Source organism: Micromonospora sp. WMMD710, assembly GCF_029626045.1.
Lineage (GTDB): Bacteria > Actinomycetota > Actinomycetes > Mycobacteriales > Micromonosporaceae > Micromonospora.
On the sequence record NZ_JARUBD010000001.1, the window covers coordinates 171,619 to 192,500 of the forward strand.

Below are 20,882 nucleotides of genomic sequence, written 5' to 3' on the forward strand. Positions count from 1 at the left end.
GGATCGGCCACCGACAGCTCTACGAGCGTGATGCCGGTGAGTCATCTTGATGACTGACCGGCATCACGCTCGTCAGTACAAGGCCGGTGGGCTGTCCAGGCGACGTCGTGTCGAACGACAAAGGCCGGTCGCAGCGGGCAGGATGACGGCATGGCCGAGCCGCACGACCTGACCGCGTTGGAGCAGGCCGCCGCGATTACCCGCGGCGAGCTGTCCAGCGTCGAGCTGGTCGAGCACAGTCTGCGCCGGGTCACCGCGCTCGGCGACACCGTGGGCGCGTTCGTGACGGTCACACCCGAGCTGGCCCGCGAGGCCGCCCGCGCCGCCGACGCCGCACCCGTCGACCGGCGCGGCCCGCTGCACGGCGTCCCGACCGCGATCAAGGACCTGACCCTCACCGCCGGGGTCCGTACCACCTTCGGCTCGGCCGCCTTCGCCGACTTCGTCCCGCCGGTCGACGCCGACGTGGTCCGGTTCATCAAGGCCGCCGGCCTGGTCAGCCTCGGCAAGACGACCACCTCCGAGCTGGGCTGCTCGCTCTACTCGGAGGGCCGCGTCGCGCCGCCGGCCCGCAATCCGTGGCAGCTGGCGTACACCGCGGGCGGTTCCAGCGGCGGCGCGGCGGCGGCGGTCGCGGCCGGGTTGGTCCCGGTCGCCCAGGGCTCCGACGGCGGCGGGTCGCTGCGCATCCCGGCGTCGCTCTGCGGCCTGGTCGGCTACAAGCCCAGCCGTGGCCTCGTCTCCGGCGGGCCGATCGGCTCCGGCGCGTTCGGCCTACCCACCAGCGGACCGCTCGGGCGGACCGTCACCGACGTCGCCGCGCTCCTCGACGTCATGGCCGTGCCGGTGCCCGGCGAGCCCTACCTGCCGCCGTCCGCGCCGCCCGGCGGCTACCTCGCCGCCGCCCGTCGGGCCGCGCCCGGCCGGCTGCGGATCGGCCGTTTCACCACCCCGATGCTCGCCGACGAGCCGGTGCACCCCGACTGCGTCGCCGCCGTGGACCGGGCCGCCGCGCTGCTCACCGCCGCGGGCCACGAGGTGGTCGAGGTGCCGCCGCCGCTCGGGCCGGACGCGTGGCCGCTGTTCGAAATCATCTGGTACGTGTTGGCGCTCGCCCCGGTGCCCCCACACCGGGAGGCGGAGCTGCTGCCGTTGACCCGGCTGTTGCGGGCCCGCGGCGCCGACATCTCCGCCGGCACGCTGGCCGCCACCCTCGGTGAGCTGCAGGCGCAGGTCCGTCTCGGTGCCCGCCGCACCGCCGGTTGCGACCTGCTGCTCTGTCCCACCCTGGCCGCCCCGCAGGCGCCCGTCGGCTGGTTCACCGCGGACGGTGACCCGGCGGCGGACTTCGACCGACAACGCCGGTTCTCGCCCTACTGCGCCATTTTCAACGTCACCGGTGATCCCTCCGTCTCCCTGCCGTTGGGCACCACCACGACCGACGGGCTGCCCGTCGGGGTGCTGCTCACCGGCCGCTACGGCGACGACGCCCGTCTCATCGCGACCGCTGGGCAACTGGAGAACTCCAGTGGCGGATGGGATCGGCACCCCGCAATCTGGCGGGCCGTCGACTCCGCTAACGTGAATGGAGACGGAGTCGGCCGGTCGACGTCATGATCGTCCATCCGACCCGATTGTTCGAGGTCCTTCTTCCGCCTGGGGGCGTTGGGATTGTCTGTTACCGAGACGTTGCTGGTCTTCGTCGGCATCCCGGCGGCCGCGGTGCTGGTCATCGCCGGCCTGGCGTACGCCGGTAGCCGTGGTGGTGCCACCGGCGGTGGCGGCGGCGCGAAGCGCTACCGGCCCGGCCGACCCTTCGACTTCACACCGGTGTGGTTCCTGGGCCGCCCGGAGCAGCTGGCCGACTCGGCCGGCACCGCGCTGACGGCGGGTGCGCAGGCGCCCGCGCTGACCAGCCACAAGCTTGAGCAGGCCAGCGTCGAGGCGCCGGCCGGGGGAACCGGAGGCGCAAGTGACCGTTGGTGAGAAGCAGACCGGGTCGGAAAATCCGCCCGAGGTGCTCGACGGGCCGTTCTCGACCCGCCAGCTGCTGCGCATCGACGAGGCCCTGCGACTGGCCGACCAGGGCACCGGCCTGGTGTTCTCGGTGTTCGTCGGCGGCCTCGACGAGCCGATCCGCGAGCACGCCCAGCGGCTGCACCGCCAGCTCGCCGACCCCGACAAGTCGGTGCTGATCGTGGTGTCGCCCAACCAGCGCCAGTTGGAGATCGTCACCGGACGGCACGCCCGCAAGCGCATCCCCGACACGTACGCCAAGCTGGCCGCCCTCTCGATGGCCGGTGCGTTCAGCGGCGGCGACCTGGCCGGCGGCATCATCAACGGTCTCGACCAGCTCGCCAGCCACGCCGGCAAGGGCTGAGCCCTTCCCGGTACGGCGAAGCGCGGGCACGCGAGATCGTGCTCGATCCACGAAACAGGGGCCTCGGCTGCGGCTGAGGCCCCTGTTTCCGTGTTCGAGCGCGACCGTCAAGCCTGAACGGCCGGGGCCGGCGAGGGCTCGCACCCACGCCGGCCCCGGCCGGTGCTAGCTGCTCAGGCGCTCTGGGCGTCCTTCGCGCGGGCCTTGAGCGCGCGGACCACGCCGTCACGGCCCTCGGCGACGAGCCGCCGCAGCGGGGCCGGGTGCCCGTCACCGGCCAGGAACGCGTCGGTGGCCGCCACCGTGTCGTCCTCGACCAGGTACGTCGGGTACGCCAACTGGGCGAACTCCTGCGCCGGCTCGCTGTCCCGGGTGGCCCACACCTGGCCGACGGCCGCGAAGTACCGCTCCCGGTACGGGGCGACCAGATCCACCTGGGTCGGGTGCGCGAAGCCCTGCAGCAGCGCCCGGTGCCGCCAGTTCGGCAGCGCGTCGGGACCGGTCAGCAGCGCCCAGACGGCAGCCTTGTTCTCCGCCGTCGGCACCAGCGCGTGCGCGTACGCGGCCTCCCGCTCGCCACTGGCGGTGCGGTCGCCGGCCAGTTCCGCCTCGATCTCGGCCGGTTCGGCCGCGCCGTTGGCCACCAGTGCGGCGAGCACCGTCCACCGCAGCTCCGTGTCCACGGTCAGACCGGCCGGCGCGCCGGACCCGTCCAGCCAGCCGCGCAGCGTTGCCAGGTCGTCCTCGGAGCGGGCCGCCGAGGTGAACGCGCGGGCCCAGGCCAGCTGGAACCCGCTGCCCGGCTCGGCGGCGGCCAGCGCGTCGCGGGCCGTACGGGCCAGCTCGGCCCAGCCGGTCGGTGCCCACGCCGGGTCGGCGTACAGGGTGAGCGCGGTGGTCGCCTGCCGCAGGGTGGCGGTGACCAGGTTGATGTCGGTCTCCGCGGGCAGCCCGCTCAGCGTCAGCGCCACGTAGTCGCGGGCGGACAGCTCGGCGTCGCGGATCATGTCCCACGCCGCGGTCCAGCAGAGCGCGCGGGCCAGCGACGACTCGAAGCCACCGATGTGCTGCACCACGGTGGACATCGACTGGTCGTCGAGGCGCAGCTTGGTGTAGCTCAGGTCATCGTCGTTGAGCAGCAGCACGTCGGCGGCGCGGACACCGCGCAGCTCGGCGAGGTCGGTCCGCTCGCCGGTCACGTCCACCTCGTAGCGCTCGCGGCGGACCAGCCGCCCGTCGGTGCGGTCGTACAGGCCCACGCCGATCCGGTGCGTCCGCAGCGTCGGGTACGCGGTCGGCGCCTCCTGCCGGACCGCCACCTGCTCGTACGTGCCGTCGGCGCCGATGGTCACCTCCGGGCGCAGCGTGTTGACCTGTGCGGTCTCCAGCCACTGCGCGGCGAACTTGCGCAGCTCCCGGCCGGAGGCCGCCTCCAGCTCGGTGAGCAGGTCGTCGAAGGTGGCGTTGCCCCAGGCGTGCTTGCCGAAGTACGCCCGCAGGCCGGCGACGAACGGCTCCTCACCCACGTACGCGACGAGCTGCTTGAGCACGCTCGCGCCCTTGGCGTAGGTGATGCCGTCGAAGTTGACCTCGACGGCCTCCATGTCCGGCATCTCGGTGTAGACCGGGTGGGTGGAGGACAGCTGGTCCTGCCGGTAGCCCCAGTTCTTCCGGATGGACAGGAACGTCGTCCACGCCTCGGTGAACCGGGTGGCGTTGGTGTAGCACCAGTGGCTGGCCCACTCGGCGAACGACTCGTTCAGCCACAGGTCGTTCCACCAGCGCATGGTGACCAGGTCACCGAACCACATGTGGGCCAGCTCGTGCAGGATCGTGTTGGCGCGCTGCTCGTACTCGAAGTCGGTGACCTGCGAGCGGAACAGGTAGTGCGACTCGGCGTGCGTGACGCAGCCGAAGTTCTCCATCGCGCCGGCGTTGAAGTCGGGCACCCAGAGCTGGTCGTACTTCGGCAGCGGGTAGCGCACGCCGAACTTCTCGTGGAAGAAGTCGAAGCCCTGCTTGGTGATCAGGAACAGGTCGTCGGAGTCCAGGTAGCGGGCCATCGACGCGCGGCAGAACACCCCCAGGTCGATGCCGTCGTGGGTGTCGCGCACCTCGTGGTACGGCCCGGCGCAGAGCGCCGTGATGTAGGTGCTCATCCGGGGCGACTCGGCGAAGTGCAGGGTCTTGAGCCCCTCACCGGCCGCCTCCTCGGCCCGTACCGGCATGTTGGACACCACCCGCCAGTGCGCCGGCACCGTCGCGTGCCAGGTGTAGACGCTCTTCAGGTCGGGCTGGTCGAAGCAGGCGAACACCCGCTGCGCGTCGGCCGTCTCGAACTGGCTGTAGAGGTACGTCTCGCCGTCCACCGGGTCGACGGTGCGGTGCAGACCCTGCCCGCTGTTGGAGTAGCCGAAGTCCGCGTCGACCACCAGGGTGTTGTCGCTGTCCAGCCCGGACAGGGTGAGGCCCTTCTCGGCCGACCAGTCGGCGAGGTCGACCGGGGCGCCGTTCAGTGTGGCGGAGCGCACCGTCTCGGCGGCCAGCTCGATGAACGTGCTCGCGCCCGGCTCGGCGCAGCGGAACCGGACCTCGGTCGTCGACCGGAAGGTGCGGCCGTCGGCGGCCAGCACGGCGGTCGACAGGTCCAGACTGATGTCGTACCCGGTCACGTCGAGCAGGCGTGCCCGCTCGGTAGCCTCGACCTGCGTCAGGTTGCGCACTCCCGGCACTGTTTGTCTCCATCCCACATCTCGCCGTACGCCCGGCGGCGCCCGTCTGCCGGCCGCTCGTGGCGGCGGTTCGGATCCGAGTCTTCCATGGACGTGCATCCGGCGGTGGTCGAGGTCACGGTCCGATTCGGGTGCCGGTGGACCGGACGCGGGGTGAAGATTCCCCAAGACGCCGGATCGCCGGCGCAACTCCGCCGCGAAGGGATCGCACCGTGACCGATCGCGTCACCGCCGACATGTGGTTCGACCCGGCCTGCCCGTGGGCGTGGATCACGTCCCGCTGGCTGCTCGAGGTCGAGCAGGCCCGGCCCGTGGACATCCGCTTCCACGTGATGAGCCTGGCCGTGCTGAACGAGGGCCGGGACGAGCTGCCCGAGGATTACAAGACTTTCCTGAGCACCGCCTGGGGGCCGGTGCGGATCTGCATCGCCGCCGAGCAGCGGTACGGCAGTGACGTCCTGCGCCCGCTCTACACCGCGCTGGGCACCCGGATCCACCTCGACAAGCAGGAGCGGGGCCCGGAGCTCTACGTGGCCGCGTTGACCGAGGCCGGCCTGGACCCGGCGCTGGCCGCGGCCGCCGACAGCACCGAGTACGACGAGGCGTTGCGGGCCAGCCACGGGGCGGGTATGCGCCCGGTCGGGCAGGACGTCGGCACCCCGGTCGTGCACGCGCCCGGCCCGGACGGCAGCCCGGTCGCGTTCTTCGGCCCGGTGATCACGCCCGCCCCGAAGGGGGAGGCCGCCGGTCGACTCTGGGACGGTGTCCTGCTGGTCGCCGGCACCCCGGGCTTCTACGAGCTGAAGCGCACCCGGGAGCAGGGCCCGATCTTCGACTGAGCGCCGCCCGCCACGCGCCCCCGTCCGGACACCGTCGGTCGTCCGGGCGGGGGCGCGTCGTGTCGGACGCCGGGTGCGGCTGCGAGGCCGGACGCGGTTGCGGCGTCACCGGTGGGCGGGCGGCGTCGTTTCCCTCGGTGTCCGCCGCAGCGACCCGCAGGGCCGCACCCCGCAGCTCGTGGAGGCATTCCCGATGGCCAAGCACCGTGCGTCCGGTGACGATCAGCTGACCCGGCAGGGGGTGATCGAGACTCCCGGCGCGGCCTACTGGTCGGTCGACGACTCCCGCTGGCCGACGGTCCGCCCCGACCTCCCCGCCCACGTGGTGGACCTGCTCGCCCCGCCCATCGTGGTCGGCGTGGCCCGGGTGCCGGTGACCTCCCGCCTGACCCCGCCCGCCGAGGACACGCCCGCCGACCTTTCGGCATCGCTCCTGGCTCCCACGCCGCCCGCGGCACCGGTCCTCACGTTCGTACCGCCGGCTGCGGACCTTCCGTCGGTGGCCGTACCGCCGGCTCCGGTCCTCCCGTCGGCGGCCGCGCCGGCCGAGCCGGCGCCGCCCCCGCCCGCGCCGACGACGCCGCGACCGGTGCCGACACCGCCGCTGAACCCGCGGCCGGTGCCGGCGCCGCCCCCAGAGCGTCCGGTGCCCGGGCCGCCCGCGTCGCCCCGCCGCAACGCGGGCACCGGACCGGCCACGACCGGCCGCAGGGGCAACGGCGGGCCCGCCGTCGCCGGTCGGCACCGCCGGGGCACCTCGGGCCGGGCCGGCTGACCGGCGCGCCGCCGTCGCGGCGCTTTCATCTGGTGGACGCTGCGCGGGTCCCCGTCGTCGGCGCGGCCGTCGCCGGTAGCGTCAGCGGGCATGACGGTCGTGCACCCGATCACCCGGGCCTGGATCACCACTGGCGGCACCGGCGCGCAGAACTACGACGAGTTCGCCGACGACGCGGAGATCACCGCGATCATCGAGGCGAACCCGCACAGTGCCCTCGGCATCGAGATGCCGCACCGGGCACCGGAGAGCGCGGGGAAGTCCTTCCTCGACGCGCTGCCGGACGCGGTGGCCCGCCTCGCCGAGGCCAAGGCCGACGGCAGCTACACCCCCGCCGAGCAGGTGGTGGTGCTCTACCGGATCAGCGCGCCGGGCGAGTCGCCGGCGTACGGGCTGTTCGCGATGGTGGACACCGACCAGATCTCCACCCGGGCCGACGAGCCGGGCCTGGTCATCCGCAACGAGGACGTGTTCATCGCCAAGGTGCGGGAGCGGGTGGCACTCGCCGAGGCGCTCGGTCACCTGCTGTCCCCCGTACTCCTGCTGCAGACCGGATGTGGCGACGAGCTGCACGCCGCGCTGGCGGCGGCGACCGACGCGGGCGGCGCGCCCGCCGCCACGGACACCGACCAGGCGGGGCGCACGCACGCCATCTGGCTGCTCGGCCCCGGCCCGGAGCAGGACGCGCTGACCGCCCTGGCGGGGGGCGGTGAGCTGGTCGTCGCCGACGGCAACCATCGCAGCCTGGCCGCCCAGACCGGCGGGTTGCCGCGCTTCCTGGCCGTGGTGACCACGCCCGCGTCGGTGGCCATCCAGCCGTACAACCGGCTGGTCAGCGAGCTGACCACCACCCCGGACGAGCTGTTGGACCGGTTGCGCGCGGCGGGCGCCGAGGTCGAACCGATCGACGGCCCGGTCGAGGTCCCGGCCGGCGGCGGCGCCGTCCACCTGCGGCTGGCTGGCCAGGGGTACGCGGTGCGCCTGCCCGCCACCGCCGCCGGCCGCCTGGAGAACCTGGACCACGCCCTCGTCGAGCGGCTGCTGCTGCGTGACGCGCTGGGCCTGGACCCGGGCGACAAGCGGATCACGTACGTCGGCGGGGACTACCCGGCGAGCTGGCTCACCGGTGAGGTCGACGCCGGGCGGGCCGAGCTGGCCATCCTGATCGCGCCGGTGACCGTGGAGGACTTCGTCGCGGTGAACCTGGCCCGGGAGAAGATGCCCCGCAAGAGCACCTGGTTCACCCCGAAAGCGCGCGGCGGCCTGGTGGTCGCCGAACTGCCCCGCTGAGTGACCGCCGACCCGACCGTGTGACGAACCCGGCTCTCCGACGCCGCCCCCGCGACGTCGGAGAGCGGGGCCTGACAGACTGCCCGGTATGCGCGTCTACCTGGGATCCGATCACGCCGGTTTCGAGTTGAAGGTGCACCTGGCCAACCACCTGGCCAAGCAGGGGTACGACGTCGTCGACGTCGGCCCGCACAGCTACGACCCGGACGACGACTACCCGACGTTCTGCCTGCACACCGGCGACCGGGTGGTGGCCGACGAGACCGGCCTCGGTGTGGTCATCGGTGGCTCCGGCAACGGTGAGCAGATCGCCGCGAACAAGGTCGCCGGGGTTCGTGCCGCGCTGGCCTGGAGCGTCGAGACCGCCCAGCTGGCCCGGCAGCACAACGACGCGAACGTGGTCGCGGTCGGCGCCCGCCAGCACACCCTGGACGAGGCCACCGGCATCGTCGAGGCGTTCCTGAGCACGCCGTTCTCCGGCAACGACCGGCATGCCCGGCGGATCAACCAGGTGGCCGAGTACGAGCGGACCCGGCAGCTGCCCGACCTGCCCTGACCGGGGCGGCTCAGCGCGGCGAGCGGGGCAGGTCCTCACGGGGCACCCAGTTGCGCCGGACGACCACCACCCGGGCATCCGCCTCGGCCAGGTCGTCGTCGGTGGGGCGTGCCGCGTCGCGGGCCCGCAGCGCGGCGCTCAGCCCCACCTGCGACGAGCCGGAGCCGACCAGCCCGCGCAGTCCCCGTTCGCCGTCGCGCTCGTCGCCGCCGTGACCTCGGCGGCGGGGCGGCGGCTCGTCACCGTCGTGCACTCCGGCCGTGCTGGCCGTCGAGCCGTCGGCACCCCGCCCGCCCGGGTCGGCGTCGGAATGGTGGCGTAGCCGCCGTCGTCGTCGGTCCGGGTCACCCATCAGCCGACCGTACCCCGCCGGCGGGGATCCGGCGCCGTCGTGCCGGGTCGGCGGCCGGTGTGGGGTCTGGCTACCCTCGGATTCAGGCGGTGGTGGTGCCGTCGGTCAGGGGGAGGACGAGATGGCAGACCAGACGCAGCCGTGGGCGGAGCGGACCGTGGAGGTGCCACCGCAGGCCGGCGTCGGGGTGCCGCCGCAGCGCGACGGTTTCCGGCGGGGGGTGGCCCCGGTGGGTCAGCCGCGCACACCGCGCACCGAACCGTTCCCGGTGGTCGAGCAGGAGCCGACCGGCACCGGCTGGCCGGGTGAGCCGGCGCCGCGCCGCCCGTTGGGCTGGCGGATGGCGCAGCTGCGACGCGGCGGTGAGTGGAGTACGGCGGCCGGGCTCTTCGCGTTCGTGTGCTGGGGGATCTGGGCGCTCTCCGGCGGGGGTGACCTGTCCGGCCCGCTGCTGGTGCTCGTGTTGAGCCTGCTGGTCGCGGTCGGCCTGTTCGCGTTGTCGCGGCTGGTCGGCCGGGTGGTGCTGGAGCGTCAGATGGGGCGGGTCCGGCGTGGTGCGCGCGGCGCGCACCTGGCGACCGCCGTCTTCCTCGTCGGCCTCGGCGTGGCGTGGCTCCAGCAGACCGAGTGGGTCGTCTCCGCCTGGAACTGGATCTCCTCGAACTGACCGGCGCGCGCACGGGCGGGTCGGCTCTGGGGCCGCCCGCCCGTGCACCCGGTCGTTTCCCCACCAGGCAAGGCCGCTGCTTACCCGGCTGGCCGCGATTCATCCGTGGCCAGCCGGTCCGTCTGCGGTACGACACAAGCCGGTGGCGGGCTGCGCGGCGGCGTAGTCCGTGCCGGCCCGGCGACCGGCATCGGCAGGCCGGCCGAGCCATCCTCGACGGTGGCCCGGCACCGGTTCGCCTGCCGGGCGTCGATGGCCGCCGCGACGTCGTCGGTGGTGCCTACCGTCTTGCCGGCGCCGTCGGTGGCCTGGGCCGGAAGGTGTGGAGCGGGCGACGGGAATCGAACCCGCACCGTCAGTTTGGAAGATCGTTTCAAGCTGGCGTGAACTGCCCGGATCGCCTGGTCAGGGTTCGGTGTCGGGGTGCCCGATCATGACCGCTCTCGACCCCGTCGGACGCGGGTTACCGGCACGTGGCTGGCACGGCCGCGCGGTTGTCCGGCGGCGTACGGCTTACCGCCCCCGGCCAGACTGGCCGGGGGCGGCTTGCCCACTCCCCGTGCGGCCGAGTGCCGGTGGTGTCGGTGCTGACCGTGCGACAATGGGCGGCGGTGTGGGGTGCGGGAGGTGGGTCGTGATGTCGAGCAGCGCGGAGCGGATGCCCGAGTGGCCGACCGCTGAGCATGTGCCCGCAGCGGAGTTGGCCCGCAGGCAGGGTGTGCAGCCGGTCGCCTCCGTCGACGACCTGGCCCGGCCGGGCCTGTTCGAGTCCGACGACGAGTTGGACGAGTTCCTCGCTGACCTGTACGCCTCTCGGCGGGCCAGCGTCGCGTGAGCCTGGTCGTCCTGGATACCGACGTCGCGTCGGCGATCCTGCGTGGTCGTCTGCCTGATCGACTTCGTGCCCGGCTGGCCGGTAAGACCTTGTGCATCACGTTCGTCACGCTTGGCGAGCTGACCAAGTGGACCGTGCTGCGGAGCTGGGGGCCGCGTAAGCTGGCTGACCTCGCGCAGTGGCGATCCGGGGTGGTCCTGCTGCCGTTCGACGAGGCGGTAGCGACGACCTGGGGGCAGCTTCAGGCGCGGGCACAGCACCGGGGGCGGCCCCGTCCGACGAATGACTCCTGGATCGCGGCCTGCTGCCTGGTCGACCGGCTGCCGCTGGCGACCTTCAACGGCAAGGACTACGCCGACTTCGCCGAGTACGACGGCCTACGCCTGTTCGACGTCTCGTAGCGCCAGGGCTTCGCGTGCGCCGATCCCATCGGCTCCTGGCAGTCATCGACCGGCCGAGCCGGTATCACCGGTGGCAAGCCGCGTAGCGGCGCGGCAGTCGATGCCCCGACCTCGACGGCGGCCGACCACCCCGCGATCGTCCCTACCGCGCTGGCGAGTGCAGATCAGGACAGCGGTGGCGGCGAGCCTTCGGTACGGTCCGGCGGATGAACCTCGTTGCGAGACACGCCTCCACCATCCGGGTCGTCGGCAACCTGGCTCTGCTCGCCGGACTGCTGGTCTCTGTCATCACGCTGGCGAGCGATGCCGGATCGGCCGAGCCGCACGTCCTGGCGGGCTTCCTCGTCGCCACCGGGATCGGGCTGCGCATCGAAGCCGCGATCAGTTCACCTCGGGCATGACCACTCGAACCGGGAACTGCCCGCCGCGCCGGCCGATGCCGGCCGGAGGCCGCCAGCAGGCCGAGTGCGGCGGGCGGGCCGCGCTTGCGCGGCCCCTTGATCCCAAAGAGACTGTTTCGGCAGTAGGTGAATTGAAGCGGAACTTAGACGGACTCTCGCCTGACCTGCTGCGGCCTGGTCGACGCGCTGGTCACGCTCGCTCCTGGGCTCACGTCGTTGATGGCTGGTTGCCGACGTTTCACGCTGTCTTGTGCCCCGTGCGTGCCCCGAGGACTCCTTGACCCCCAGGCAACCATCAGCCGGCCTCTACGTGCGTCAGCACGTTCAGGACCTGGCATCCATCCTCCACCGTCGTCCAGGGCTGTTCACCGTCGGGCGTCCTGATCGTCACCCAGTTAGTCACCCATCACCCCGGTCTCGCCCGTGTTCCGCTCCGCGTGCCTCGTTGAGCTTGCGGCGCAGGAGGTGGATGAAGTCGCGGCGCTCGCGATCGGAAGCTGTGATCAGGGCTAACAGGGCATCGGCTCCGACCTGCTCCATGTAGCAACGCCAGTGGATCAGGACCGGCGAGGGACGACGAAGGTCCTCCACGATCGGTACCCACCAGCAGATACCGCCGCCTACGACCTCAACGGCCGGCCCGCCTGGGTCGACAGCAGCCCTGCACCTCTGACAGTTGCCCATGCGCCCATCATCGTCGGGCGTCAGCAGCCGACAACGATCGGCCAGGGTCGGACACTGTCAGGTTGGAAGGTGCCGAGCATCAGCTTGGGAATCGGATTGATCTGCACGGCGGGTAGTCGCGTCACCCGGGAGATCGCTACCGAGCGTTGGTTACCGGCGAGGTTACATGCCTCTGCGAAGCCGTGTTGACCGCTGCGTCGGGCATGGATCGGGCACGGCCAGGCTCGAAACGCGGGCGATCTACGAGAGCGGCGCGGCCACTGGCAGACTCTCGTTATGCCAGCGAAACCCGAGTCCTGGACGGTCCGCCACTTCTCGCAGGCCAACCCCGCTGGTCAAGGGCAGGACAGCGTCCCGGCCTTCCTGTCGTTTCCTGGCCGTCGCGCTGACGCGGTGGTCTTCTCCAGGATCCGAGGCCGTCGTCTTCGAACAGCGTGACCGTGGCCTGGCCCGGGCTCAGGCGACGTTGGCTTGGCCGTCGATGGCGGTGAGGCGGTTCTTGAGCCGGTAGCTGGGTCCGTTGATCGCGAAGACGTCGCAGTGGTGCAGGAGGCGGTCGAGGATGGCGGTGGCGAGGACTTGGTCGCCGAAGACCTGGCCCCATTCGCCGAAGCTCTTGTTCGAGGTGAGCAGCGTGGAGCCCTTCTCGTAGCGCTTCGAGATCACTTGGAAGACGAGGTTGGCCTGGGCCCGTTCGAGGGGCTGGTAGCCGACCTCGTCGATGACCAGGACATTGGGGCGACCAGCCGCTCATGGATCACCGTGCCCTTGAGCAGCAACTCCGCCCGCAGCCACGCGTCGATCACATGCGCGAACGGGCTCAACACCGACGCCCGGGCGTCCCGACGCGGTGACCGCTGCGGCGGCGCCGGCGCGGCGTCGCCCGCCAGGTACTTCCGCACCGTCTTGCGATCCAGACCGGTCTCCCGAGCGATCTGTGACAGGCTCAGCCCCGCCTCATGCAGCGCACGGAACAGGCGCAGTTCCAGCCAAGTACGTCTTCCCCGCTGGCGCTGTGCCTCGGCGTGTCGCCGCAGATCGATTTTGAGCGGCGTGGTGAGGCGGACAACCAGGCGGGACGAGGAGACCGGGGACGTGTCGCGAGCGGGACCGGGAAATCGCCGAGTAATGGACCGCCGGATCGTCAAGCAGACGAAGCGAGCAGCGACACCGGCCAAGGTGAGCAAGCCCAAGAACAAGGCGGCCATGGACAAGCCGGCCACAGAGAAGGCGGCCAAGGAGAACGCGCCCAAGCAGAAGCCGGCGGCTCGCAAGGCAGCCAAGGGCGGGAAGGCCGAGCGACCGGCACGCGAGCCCGCCTCGGACGGCACGGCCGGCGTTGCTGGCACGCTACTGGCACGCAAGATCATTCAGGGCTGAAACGAGAGCGGCCCAGGCGCGGCGGGTGTGCCGCTGACCTGGGCCGAAGTTCGTGGAGCGGGCGACGGGAATCGAACCCGCACCGTCAGTTTGGAAGACTGAAGCTCTGCCATTGAGCTACGCCCGCGCTCAGCCCCGCCGGAGCGGGGTGCGCGGACAGCGTACCCAATGCCGGTCGTGGGCGCGCGATCGCGCCACCGCCTCCGCGGCGTCGTGTCGTGCCGACGCCGCGTCGCGCCCTTTCAAGATCCGCACGACATCACTGAAGTGGCGGCATCCGCGCGCCGGGAAGCAGCGGTTTCCCCGATGTTGCGCGGATCATGACGGGTCGCAAGGGGTGCGATGGGTGATCTGTCCGGGTGACGGACGCCCCGGCACCGCCTGAGGCGCGCGGACGGCATAGACTGCTCGTCGCCACGGGGTGTGGCGCAGCTTGGTAGCGCACTCGCTTTGGGAGCGAGGGGCCGTGGGTTCAAATCCCGCCACCCCGACTGTCGTCCGCCGCCGGGTCGTCCCGGCAGCGCGCGGTCCCGGGCGCTGCCGGTGCGTCAGGCCGGCTCGCCTACACTCGATGGGCTGAATCACGCCCAGACTCAACTGAGATCCGTCAAGGAGTACGCCTGTGAAGAGCACCGTCGAGACTCTGAGCCCGACGCGCGTGCGGCTCGCCATCGAGGTGCCGTTCGTCGAGCTCGAGCCGAGCCTCAAGAAGGCGTACCGGGAGATCGGTTCGCAGGTCCAGGTTCCCGGCTTCCGTCGGGGCAAGGTGCCGACCGCGGTCATCGACCAGCGGGTGGGCCGGGGCACCGTCCTCAACGAGGCGGTCCAGGACGCCATCCCGGAGAACATCCTCGCCGCGGTGCGCGAGCACGACCTGAAGACGCTGGGGCGTCCCGAGGTCGAGATCACCGAGTTCAACGACGGTGACTCGCTGAACTTCACCGCCGAGGTCGACGTCCGCCCGGAGATCACTCTGCCCGACGCGAACACCATCGAGGTGACCGTCGACGAGCTGCAGATCGACGAGAGTGAGATCGACGAGCAGGTGAAGAACCTGCGGGAGCGGTTCGCCACCCTCAAGACCGTCGAGCGGGCGGCCGCCGAGGGCGACTACGTGCAGATCGACCTGAACGCCACCGTCGACGGCGAGGACGTGCCGGGCGGCCAGGCCAGCAACATCTCCCACGAGGTGGGCAGCAAGCAGCTACTGCCGGGCCTCGACGAGGCCGTGGTGGGCCTCGCCGCCGGTGAGGACACCACCTTCACCACCCAGCTGGTCGGCGGCGACTTCGCCGGCCGCGACGCCGACGTGGCGGTGACCGTGCGCACGGTCAAGGAGAAGGAGCTGCCGGAGCTGAACGACGAGTTCGCCCAGATGGCCAGCGAGTTCGACACGATCGAGGAGCTGCGCGGCGACCTGCGGGCGCGGGTCACCCAGGGCAAGCAGGTCGAGCAGATCTACGCCGCTCGGGACAAGGCCCTGGCGCAGCTGGTCGAGGCCGCCGAGGTGCCGGCGCCGGAGGGCGTCGTCCGCGAGGAGGTCGCCAGCCGCAAGCAGGCGATGGTCGACCAGCTGGAGCGGATCGGCGCCTCCCTGGAGGAGTACCTGGCCGCCGAGGAGAAGACCGAGGAGCAGATCGACGCCGAGCTGACCGAGGCGGCGACCGAGGGCGTCAAGGTGCAGCTCCTGCTGGACACGCTGGCCGACGCCGAGGACGTGCAGGTCTCCGACGACGAGTTCGGGCACGAGATCGTGCACCGGGCGCAGCGCGCCGGGATGGCTCCGCAGCAGTACTACGACCAGCTGGTGCGCTCCGGCGCCGCCGCGGCGGTCTTCGGTGACGTGCGGCGGGGCAAGGCGCTCGCGGCCGTGATGGAGCGCATCACGATCAAGGACTCGGCCGGCAACGAGGTCACCCTGGACGCGTTGCGCGCCGCCAACGAGGCGGAGCACAACCACGAGCACTGATCGTCGGGTGCGGCCGCCGTCCGCCGCTGCGCGGTGGACGGCGGCCGAATCCATTCCGGGGTACGCCCGGACGCCCGCGCCGCGGGTGCGCCCGACACAGCTGCGCTGAGAGCGAACAGTGCCCCGACCGGGACTCTGCCGCCCCGCACAGCGGTTAGTGTCGGGAAAGACGGTACGGAGAGCGAAGGGCTGCCATGACCGACATGCACATCCCCAAGAAGTCGCTCCGGGCGATTGACGCGCGCGGTGGCGACTCCATTGGCAACCTCGACGACTCGGTCTACAACCGGTTGCTCAAGGAGCGCATCATCTTCCTGGGCAGTGAGGTGACCGACCAGGTCGCCAACCGCATCTGCGCGCAGCTGCTGCTGCTCGCCGCGGAGGACCCGGACCGCGACATCAACCTGTGGATCAACTCGCCGGGTGGCTCGGTCTACTCCGGCATGGCGATCTACGACACCATGCAGTTCATCGACAACGACGTGTCGACCGTGGCGATGGGCATGGCTGCCTCGATGGGCCAGCTGCTGCTCTGCGCGGGCACCAAGGGCAAGCGGTACGCGCTGCCGCACGCCCGGATCATGATGCACCAGCCGTCCGGTGGCCTGGGCGGTACGGCGTCCGACATCGCCATCCAGGCGGAGCAGATGCTCTACACGAAGCGGATGTTCCAGGAGCGGGTCGCGCACCACACCGGCCAGAGCCAGTCGCAGATCGAGGCGGACTCGGACCGGGACCGTTGGTTCACCGCCCAGGAGGCCATGGACTACGGCTTCATCGACAAGGTGATCATCGGGGCCGCTCAGGTTCCGGATGGCGCCGGGACCCTGAGCTGAGGAGCTGACGATGACCGATCTGAGCTTGCCGCCCCAGTTCGCGGCCGTGCACAACCGCTACGTTCTGCCGTCGTTTGTCGAGCGCACGTCGTACGGGGTCAAGGAGTCGAACCCGTACAACAAGCTCTTCGAGGACCGGATCATCTTCCTCGGTGTGCAGGTGGACGACGCGTCGGCCAACGACGTGATGGCCCAGCTGCTCACGCTGGAGGGCACCGACCCGGACCGCGACATCATCATGTACATCAACTCGCCCGGTGGCTCGTTCACGGCCATGACGGCGATCTACGACACCATGCAGTACGTCCGCCCGGACATCTCGACGGTCTGCCTCGGGCAGGCCGCCAGCGCGGCGGCGGTGCTGTTGTCGGCGGGTACGCCGGGTAAGCGGATGGCTCTGCCGAACTCGCGGATCATCATCCACCAGCCGGCCACCGAGGGCGGCTACGGGCAGGGCTCGGACATCGAGATCCAGGCCCGAGAGATCCTGCGGATGCGGACGCAGCTGGAGGACATGCTGTCCCGCCACTGCAACCGCCCGATCGAGCAGGTTCGCAAGGACATCGACCGTGACAAGATCATGACGGCCGAGGAGTCCAAGGAGTACGGGCTGGTCGACACGATCCTGACCAGCCGCAAGAAGGGCCTGCTGGCCGCCAACGCGGCTAGCTGAGCAGTACCGGGTCAGAGGTTGGCCGGGGCGTGAAGTTCTCGGCCGACCTCTGACACACCCGTTTTGGGGGTCGGAGAATGCCCCGTCAGCGGGTAACGTCGGGTCCGTACCGCTTCGCCGGTGGGCCGGCGGGGTGAACGGAGCCGGACGGAGCGCAGCGTCCGCAGGTCAGGGCCGGGTCTCCGGCCGATGAGTGCAGGGAGAACGTAGGTGGCACGGATCGGTGACGGCGGCGACCTACTGAAATGCTCCTTCTGCGGTAAGTCGCAGAAGCAGGTGAAGAAGCTCATCGCGGGCCCTGGGGTCTACATCTGCGACGAGTGCATCGATCTCTGCAACGAGATCATCGAAGAGGAGTTGGCCGAGTCCGGCGAGGTGAAGTGGGAAGAGCTTCCCAAGCCGATGGAGATCTGCCAGTTCCTCGACAACTACGTCGTCGGGCAGGACCAGGCCAAGAAGGCGCTCGCGGTGGCGGTCTACAACCACTACAAGCGCATCCAGGCCGAGGCGGCCGGTGCGCCGGGCTCCGGCAGTGACGCCGTCGAGCTGGCCAAGTCCAACATCCTGCTGCTCGGTCCGACGGGGTGCGGCAAGACCCACCTGGCGCAGACGCTCGCCCGGATGTTGAACGTCCCGTTCGCCATCGCGGACGCCACGGCGCTGACCGAGGCGGGCTACGTCGGCGAGGACGTGGAGAACATCCTCCTCAAGCTGATCCAGGCCGCCGACTACGACATCAAGCGTGCCGAGACCGGCATCATCTACATCGACGAGGTTGACAAGATCGCCCGTAAGTCGGAGAATCCGTCGATCACGCGGGACGTCTCCGGCGAGGGTGTGCAGCAGGCGCTGCTCAAGATGCTGGAAGGCACGGTTGCCAACGTGCCGCCGCAGGGCGGTCGTAAGCACCCGCACCAGGAGTTCATCCAGATCGACACCACCAACGTGCTGTTCATCTGTGGTGGCGCGTTCGCCGGTCTGGATCAGATCATCGAGTCCCGCACCGGTCAGGGCGGCACCGGCTTCGGTGCCCGGCTCCGGTCGGTGTCCGAGCGGTCGACCGACGACATCTTCAGCCAGGTCATGCCGGAAGACATGCTCAAGTTCGGGTTGATCCCCGAGTTCGTCGGCCGGCTCCCGGTGATCACCAACGTGCGCAGCCTGGACCGCAGTGCCCTGGTTCGCATCCTCACCGAGCCGCGCAACGCCCTGGTCCGGCAGTACCAGCGGCTCTTCGAGCTGGACGGGGTCGAGCTGGAGTTCGACGAGCCGGCACTGGAGGCGATCGCCGACCAGGCGATGCTGCGCGGCACCGGTGCCCGTGGTCTGCGGGCCATCATCGAGGAGGTCCTTCTCTCCGCGATGTACGAGGTGCCGAGCAACCCGGACGCCGCCCGGGTGCTGATCACCCGCGAGGTGGTCCTGGAGAACGTCAACCCGACGATCGTTCCGCGCGAGTTCACCGGGCGTCGGGCCCGGCGGGACCGCGAGGAGAAGTCGGCCTGATCCTCCCCGCAGCACGCCGGTCGCTCATTCCTGACGCGGCCGGCGTGATCGCGTTCGGCGGTCCCACTCGCCCGACGGGGTGACCGTCACCATCATCAGCCGGGTCGGCTCGTCGGTGTCGTTGCGGTAGCCGTGTTCCCGGTCGGCGTGAAACTCGATGGTCTCGCCGGCGCGGACGGGGTGGTCCCGGCCGTCGACCCGGACGATCACGGCGCCGTCCAGCACGTGCAGCACCTCGCGGGTGCCGCGCGGGTGGTCGAGGGAGCGGTGTGCCTCTCCGGGCGCCATCCGCCAGTCCCAGAGTTCGACGAGGTCCGGCTCGCCCAGTCCGCTGAGCAGGTGGCCGGTGCCGCCGTGCTCACCCTGCCAGAGCAGGGGCGCCTCGGCGGCGGGGGTGATCTTCACGGTGTGTTCCTCGGCCGGTTCGAGCAGGTGGGCGATGTTGACGCCGAACGCGTCGGCGACCCGGCAGAGCGTGCCGACGCTCGGGTTGGTCCGGGCGCCCTCGATCTGCACGAGCATCCCCTTGCTCACCCCGGACCGGCCGGCCAGTTCCTCGAAGGACCAGCCTCGGGCGGCCCGTAGGTCGCGTACCTGCCGGGCGACCGCGGACGTCACCGCGCCCACCCGGTCGCCCCCGGTGTCGGTCATTAAACTATCCTTCGCGGTCACTATTATGGTACGACAGACAGATGCTACCCATTGTCCTCGCCGCGGTGTCCGCGATCGCGTTCGGCGCCGCCGACTTCTCCGGCGGAAAGGCGTCCCGCCGCGCCGACCCGATCGCCGTGACCGTGGTCTCCCAGCTGTTGAGCGTGCCGCTGCTGGTCGTCCTGGTGCTGGTGGTGCCCGGCACCCCGACGACCGGGGACATCGCCTGGGGGCTCGTCGCCGGAGTGGCCGGCGCGGCCGGGGTCATGCTTCTCTACCGGGCGCTCGCCGGCGGGATGATGGCCGTCGTCGCGCCGGTCACCGCGATCACCGCCGCCGTGGTGCCGATCGTCGCCGGCCTGTTCACCGCGAGCTTCCCTGGTGCCCCGGCACTGACCGGCGCCGGCCTCGCGGTGCTGGCGATCACTCTGGTCAGCCTCGGTGAGGGTGGCGGCCGCCGAGCCGTTCCGACCCGGCTGGTCGGGCTCGCCCTCGCCGCCGGGGCGCTCTTCGGTGTCTTCTTCACCCTGCTCGGCCAGGCCGACGAGAACGCCGGCATGTGGCCGGTGGCCGCGGTGCGGACCAGTTCGATCGCGTTCGGGCTCGCGCTGGCCGCCGGCACCGGGGTACGGCTGCGGCTCGACCGGCGCGTACTGGTCTGGGCGGCGGTCGCCGGCCTGCTCGACAGCGCCGCCAACGCGCTGTTCCTCGCGGCGGCGGCACGCGGCCACCTGAGCATCGTCGCGGCGATCGCCGCGCTCTACCCGGCCAGCACCGTGCTGCTCGCCCTCGCCGTCGACCGGGAGCGGCTGCGCCCGGTCCAGGTCGCCGGGCTCGGATTCGCCGCCGGCGCTCTGGTGCTGGCCAGCATCTGACCCTGTCCGCGTCGGCCCGTGCGGCCGTACCCTGGGATCATGCGCGTCGCCGTCTGCCAGCTGAACGCCCGGGATGACCGCAAGGCCAACCTGGCCGCCGCGGAGGTCCTGCTGGAACGCGCCGCCGCCGGCGGCGCGGACCTCGCCGTCCTACCGGAGTACGTCGACTACCTCGGCCCCGCCGACAGGTTGCCCGAGCCCGAGCCGGTCGACGGTGAGGTGGGCAGCTTCTTCGGCGAGGTCGCCCGGCGCCTCGGCATCTGGCTGGTGGCCGGGTCGTTTCACGAGGTCGGTCCGGACCCGGAGCGCACCTGGAACACGTCGCTGGTCTTCGACCGGTCCGGCAGCCTGGCCGCGAGCTACCGCAAGATCCACCTGTACGACGTGGAGATTCCGGGCCGGGTCTCCTACCGGGAGTCGGCGAGCGTGGCACCCGGTGCGCAACCGGTGGTGGTCGACGTCGAGGGCCTGCGGGTGGGCCTGTCGATCTGCTACGACCTGCGCTTTCCGGAGCTCTACCGCGCACTCGCCACCGACGGTGGCGCCCAGCTCCTGGTGGTCCCGGCCGCGTTCATGATGCACACCGGCCGCGATCACTGGGAGGTCCTGCTGCGGGCCCGGGCGATCGAGAACCAGTGTTTCGTGGCGGCAGCGGGCCAGACCGGGGACCACGAGCCCGGCCGTACGTGTTTCGGCCGCAGCATGGTGGTCGACCCGTGGGGGACGGTCCTCACCCAACTGCCGGACGGCCCCGGGGTGTCTGTCGCCGACCTGGACCTCGACCGGCTCGCCGCCATCCGGGCCGAGCTGCCCAGCCTGGCCAATCGCCGGCTCTGAGGCTCAGCCCTGCAGCAGGACGCCGATCACCGTGAGACCGGCGATCGCCGCTGCGGTGACCAGCAGCGCCGTGGTCATCCTGGACGGGCCCCGGCGGGCGAGCCGTCCCACCGAGAGCACCAGCACGACCAGTACGACCGCGCCGATCACCAACTGCCAGAACGGCAGGAGGAGACCGAGCAGTGCCTCCTCGGCGACCACCGTGGTGCGGGGTCCGTACTCATCCATGCCTGACACTCTGGC

23 protein-coding genes, 2 tRNA genes and 1 pseudogene are annotated in these 20,882 nt (G+C 71.3%); 19 read left to right on the plus strand and 7 right to left on the minus strand.

The features are described from left to right. Nucleotides 1–150 precede the first annotated feature (150 nt). The 3 genes from O7620_RS00875 to O7620_RS00885 all read left to right on the plus strand — a co-directional run bounded on the left by O7620_RS00875 (nt 151) and on the right by O7620_RS00885 (nt 2,380). Nucleotides 151–1,617: an amidase gene (locus tag O7620_RS00875; protein ID WP_278121266.1), complete on the plus strand. Its 1,467-nt coding sequence runs from the start codon at nt 151–153 to the stop codon at nt 1,615–1,617. A 72-nt stretch (nt 1,618–1,689) separates the two neighbouring features. Continuing rightward, nucleotides 1,690–1,986 (plus strand): hypothetical protein, encoded by a 297-nt coding sequence (locus O7620_RS00880; RefSeq protein WP_151491812.1) that lies wholly within the window; start codon nt 1,690–1,692, stop codon nt 1,984–1,986. Further along, entirely contained in the window at nt 1,973–2,380 is a 408-nt protein-coding gene (locus O7620_RS00885; RefSeq protein WP_151491808.1) for a DUF5130 family protein, read from the plus strand. Before O7620_RS00880 ends, O7620_RS00885 begins: the two co-directional genes overlap by 14 nt. Nucleotides 2,381–2,553: 173 nt before the next feature. On the opposite strand, the gene pepN is transcribed toward O7620_RS00885, so the two are convergent. Continuing rightward, nucleotides 2,554–5,103: an aminopeptidase N gene (gene pepN, locus O7620_RS00890; RefSeq protein ID WP_278121269.1), complete on the minus strand. Its 2,550-nt coding sequence runs from the start codon at nt 5,101–5,103 to the stop codon at nt 2,554–2,556. Between the two features lie 221 nt (nt 5,104–5,324). Here pepN and O7620_RS00895 point away from each other — a divergent pair, with 221 nt between their 5' ends. The 4 genes from O7620_RS00895 to O7620_RS00910 all read left to right on the plus strand — a co-directional run bounded on the left by O7620_RS00895 (nt 5,325) and on the right by O7620_RS00910 (nt 8,572). Next, nucleotides 5,325–5,951, plus strand: a complete 627-nt coding sequence (locus O7620_RS00895) for a disulfide bond formation protein DsbA (RefSeq protein WP_278121271.1) — start codon at nt 5,325–5,327, stop codon at nt 5,949–5,951. Nucleotides 5,952–6,144: 193 nt separating this feature from the next. Continuing rightward, nucleotides 6,145–6,726, plus strand: a complete 582-nt coding sequence (locus O7620_RS00900) for a hypothetical protein (RefSeq protein WP_278121273.1) — start codon at nt 6,145–6,147, stop codon at nt 6,724–6,726. Nucleotides 6,727–6,816: 90 nt separating this feature from the next. Beyond that, on the plus strand, nt 6,817–8,016 hold the full coding sequence (locus O7620_RS00905; RefSeq protein WP_278121275.1) for a DUF1015 family protein: 1,200 nt from the start codon (nt 6,817–6,819) through the stop codon (nt 8,014–8,016). Nucleotides 8,017–8,104: 88 nt separating this feature from the next. Beyond that, nucleotides 8,105–8,572: a ribose-5-phosphate isomerase gene (locus tag O7620_RS00910; RefSeq protein ID WP_151491628.1), complete on the plus strand. Its 468-nt coding sequence runs from the start codon at nt 8,105–8,107 to the stop codon at nt 8,570–8,572. A gap of 10 nt (nt 8,573–8,582) precedes the next feature. On the opposite strand, the gene O7620_RS00915 is transcribed toward O7620_RS00910, so the two are convergent. Further along, complete coding sequence (locus tag O7620_RS00915) at nt 8,583–8,924, minus strand: hypothetical protein (RefSeq protein ID WP_278121278.1); 342 nt, start codon at nt 8,922–8,924, stop codon at nt 8,583–8,585. A gap of 121 nt (nt 8,925–9,045) precedes the next feature. Between O7620_RS00915 and O7620_RS00920 the strand changes: the two genes are divergently transcribed. The 4 genes from O7620_RS00920 (at nt 9,046) to O7620_RS00935 (ending at nt 11,228) form a co-directional block, all read left to right on the plus strand. Then, nucleotides 9,046–9,591, plus strand: a complete 546-nt coding sequence (locus tag O7620_RS00920) for a hypothetical protein (protein ID WP_278121280.1) — start codon at nt 9,046–9,048, stop codon at nt 9,589–9,591. 637 nt (nt 9,592–10,228) lie between these two features. Then, nucleotides 10,229–10,426, plus strand: coding sequence for a hypothetical protein (locus tag O7620_RS00925; protein WP_278121282.1), 198 nt, complete (start codon nt 10,229–10,231; stop codon nt 10,424–10,426). Beyond that, the gene (locus tag O7620_RS00930; RefSeq protein ID WP_093411303.1) at nt 10,423–10,827 is read left to right on the plus strand and encodes a type II toxin-antitoxin system VapC family toxin; all 405 of its coding nucleotides are present in this window, start codon (nt 10,423–10,425) and stop codon (nt 10,825–10,827) included. Before O7620_RS00925 ends, O7620_RS00930 begins: the two co-directional genes overlap by 4 nt. 206 nt (nt 10,828–11,033) lie before the next feature. Next, nucleotides 11,034–11,228 (plus strand): hypothetical protein, encoded by a 195-nt coding sequence (locus tag O7620_RS00935; RefSeq protein WP_278121285.1) that lies wholly within the window; start codon nt 11,034–11,036, stop codon nt 11,226–11,228. A 1,140-nt stretch (nt 11,229–12,368) separates the two neighbouring features. Here O7620_RS00935 and O7620_RS00940 read toward each other — a convergent pair. Together O7620_RS00940 and O7620_RS00945 are read right to left on the minus strand one after the other, a co-directional pair. Beyond that, the gene (locus O7620_RS00940; RefSeq protein ID WP_347403786.1) at nt 12,369–12,641 is read right to left on the minus strand and encodes an ATP-binding protein; all 273 of its coding nucleotides are present in this window, start codon (nt 12,639–12,641) and stop codon (nt 12,369–12,371) included. 83 nt (nt 12,642–12,724) lie between these two features. Continuing rightward, nucleotides 12,725–12,901, minus strand: a pseudogene (locus O7620_RS00945) (helix-turn-helix domain-containing protein); the annotation flags it as partial. A 190-nt stretch (nt 12,902–13,091) separates the two neighbouring features. Between O7620_RS00945 and O7620_RS00950 the strand changes: the two are divergent. Next, nucleotides 13,092–13,292: a hypothetical protein gene (locus tag O7620_RS00950; RefSeq protein ID WP_278121286.1), complete on the plus strand. Its 201-nt coding sequence runs from the start codon at nt 13,092–13,094 to the stop codon at nt 13,290–13,292. A gap of 53 nt (nt 13,293–13,345) precedes the next feature. On the opposite strand, the gene O7620_RS00955 is transcribed toward O7620_RS00950, so the two are convergent. Next, nucleotides 13,346–13,419 (minus strand) — tRNA-Gly (locus O7620_RS00955). A 290-nt stretch (nt 13,420–13,709) separates the two neighbouring features. Between O7620_RS00955 and O7620_RS00960 the strand changes: the two genes are divergently transcribed. From O7620_RS00960 to clpX, 5 genes are all read left to right on the plus strand, one after another. Beyond that, nucleotides 13,710–13,783, plus strand: a tRNA-Pro gene (locus O7620_RS00960). 131 nt (nt 13,784–13,914) lie between these two features. After that, a complete protein-coding gene (gene tig / locus O7620_RS00965) occupies nt 13,915–15,261 on the plus strand; it encodes a trigger factor (RefSeq protein ID WP_278121288.1) in 1,347 nt (448 codons plus the stop codon). A 194-nt stretch (nt 15,262–15,455) separates the two neighbouring features. Beyond that, nucleotides 15,456–16,097 carry an ATP-dependent Clp protease proteolytic subunit gene (locus O7620_RS00970; protein ID WP_007464111.1) on the plus strand — a complete coding sequence of 214 codons (642 nt, stop codon included), beginning with the start codon at nt 15,456–15,458 and terminating at the stop codon, nt 16,095–16,097. Between the two features lie 10 nt (nt 16,098–16,107). Continuing rightward, nucleotides 16,108–16,770, plus strand: a complete 663-nt coding sequence (locus O7620_RS00975; RefSeq protein ID WP_121652300.1) for an ATP-dependent Clp protease proteolytic subunit — start codon at nt 16,108–16,110, stop codon at nt 16,768–16,770. A 210-nt stretch (nt 16,771–16,980) separates the two neighbouring features. Next, on the plus strand, nt 16,981–18,276 hold the full coding sequence (clpX, locus tag O7620_RS00980) for an ATP-dependent Clp protease ATP-binding subunit ClpX (RefSeq protein ID WP_110567768.1): 1,296 nt from the start codon (nt 16,981–16,983) through the stop codon (nt 18,274–18,276). 24 nt (nt 18,277–18,300) lie between these two features. Here clpX and O7620_RS00985 read toward each other — a convergent pair whose 3' ends face one another. Further along, the gene (locus tag O7620_RS00985) at nt 18,301–18,927 is read right to left on the minus strand and encodes an XRE family transcriptional regulator (protein ID WP_151491617.1); all 627 of its coding nucleotides are present in this window, start codon (nt 18,925–18,927) and stop codon (nt 18,301–18,303) included. Between the two features lie 41 nt (nt 18,928–18,968). On the opposite strand from O7620_RS00985, the gene O7620_RS00990 reads away from it, so the two are divergent. Both O7620_RS00990 and O7620_RS00995 read left to right on the plus strand, forming a co-directional pair. Then, a complete protein-coding gene (locus O7620_RS00990) occupies nt 18,969–19,802 on the plus strand; it encodes an EamA family transporter (RefSeq protein WP_278121292.1) in 834 nt (277 codons plus the stop codon). Nucleotides 19,803–19,841: 39 nt separating this feature from the next. Then, entirely contained in the window at nt 19,842–20,639 is a 798-nt protein-coding gene (locus tag O7620_RS00995) for a carbon-nitrogen hydrolase family protein (protein WP_278121294.1), read from the plus strand. A 3-nt stretch (nt 20,640–20,642) separates the two neighbouring features. Here the strand turns inward: O7620_RS00995 and O7620_RS01000 are convergent, their stop codons facing one another. Next, nucleotides 20,643–20,867 carry a hypothetical protein gene (locus O7620_RS01000; RefSeq protein ID WP_151491614.1) on the minus strand — a complete coding sequence of 75 codons (225 nt, stop codon included), beginning with the start codon at nt 20,865–20,867 and terminating at the stop codon, nt 20,643–20,645. Nucleotides 20,868–20,882: the final 15 nt, after the last annotated feature.